A 1,538-nucleotide genomic window follows, 5' to 3' on the forward strand; every position below is an offset into this window, starting at 1 on the left:
CCAACGTCGTTCGATTAGATGATCTTGATCGGGTAGAGTGCCTGTCTCGTGCCGAGTGATCATGTTGCTGGTGGGAGCTACCCGGAGCGGGTTCGGTTGGGGCTGCTTACGCGTACCTTCACGCCCGAGTTGGTGGACCTGACGGTCGAGGAGGCGGGAGCGCGGGAGGAGCGGACGCGGTCGCTGCCTTCGACGCTGATGGTGTACTTCACGCTGGCGATGTGGCTGTTCACTGGCCAGGGCTATGCGCTGGTGCTGCGGGAGATGGTGGAGAACATCCCGCGCCGGGCCGGGGAGCGCTGGCGTGCGGCGAATGCGGGCTCGCTGGCGGTGGCCCGACGCCGCTTGGGTCAGGCCCCGCTGCGGCTGCTGTTCGACAAGGTCGCCGGTGTGTGCGGCACGGCCGCCACGCCCGGGACGTTCTGGCGGGGGCTGCGGCTGCTGTCGATGGACGGCACGCTGCTGGACGTGCCGGACAGTGACGCGAACGCCGCCGCCTACGCCCGCTCCTCCAACGGCTCCCGCTCGGGCCCTTACCCTCAGGTGCGCCTGCTGGCCTTGGCCGAGTGCGGAACCTTGTCCCTGCTCGGAGCCGTCTTCGACTCCTTCGCGGTCGGCGAGCGCACCCTGGCCCGACGGCTGCTGCCCCTGCTGAAGCCGGGGGTGCTGCTGATGGCCGACCGGGGCTTTCCCGCCTACGACCTATGCACTGACGCCGCAGCGAGGGGTGCTCAACTCCTGTGGCGGGTCTCGGAGTCTTTCGGCCTCCCGCTCATCGAGGTCCTGCCCGATGGCACCTACAGAAGCGAGCTGCGCGGCCGACGCGCGAGCGAGCGGATGCCGGTCCGGGTCATCGAGTACACCGTCACCACGACCACTATCGGGCCGGACGGCCCCACCGAGGAGACCTCCGAGCTGTTCTGCCTGATCACCACGCTGCTCGACCCCGACAAGGCCCCGGCGGGTGAACTCGCCGAGCTGTACGCCGCCCGCTGGACCAGCGAAACGATCTACAAGAACATCAAGATCGAGCAGCGCGGCGGGCGGAGTGCCACCCTGCGCTCGAACAGTCCCGCCCTGATCGAGCAGGAACTGTGGGCCATGCTCTGCGTCTACCAGGCCCTGCGCCACCTGACCGCCGACACCGCCCATCGCGCCGGCCTGCCCGTGACGCACATCAGCTTCAAAAACGCCCTCGCCGCCGTCCGACGCACCGTCGGGACGGACTTTCCCCCCTCGGAAACTGGCCGCCAAGCTCGCTGACGTCCAGGCCGACCTGATCCGCACCGCCGTCAAGCCCCGCCCAGGACGCGCCGCGCCCCGCGCCACCAAACGCGGCGGCACCGGATACCGCCTGCTCCGCGCCGATGAGCCCGCTACCACCCGGGTCACCCACACCGTTAGCCTCCAGCTCTTCCCCGAAGAGCTCAGGCCGATCACCCCACCCGCAGACGTGACAATCCTTCAGCTCACACGCCCTGACGCAGCATCGGAAGAAAACTCACACCCCAGCCGAGCCGCCTAAACGATCGACGTTG

At 68.8% G+C, this 1,538-nt stretch carries 1 protein-coding gene; it reads left to right on the forward strand.

Annotation, left to right across the window (positions count from 1 at the left end; genetic code table 11):
* Positions 1 to 96: 96 nt before the first annotated feature.
* Complete coding sequence (locus ACIBJF_RS53375; RefSeq protein ID WP_399185111.1) at positions 97 to 1,263, forward strand: IS4 family transposase; 1,167 nt, start codon at positions 97 to 99, stop codon at positions 1,261 to 1,263.
* Positions 1,264 to 1,538: the final 275 nt, after the last annotated feature.

This window comes from Streptomyces sp. NPDC050743 (assembly GCF_044456925.1).
Lineage (GTDB): Bacteria > Actinomycetota > Actinomycetes > Streptomycetales > Streptomycetaceae > Streptomyces.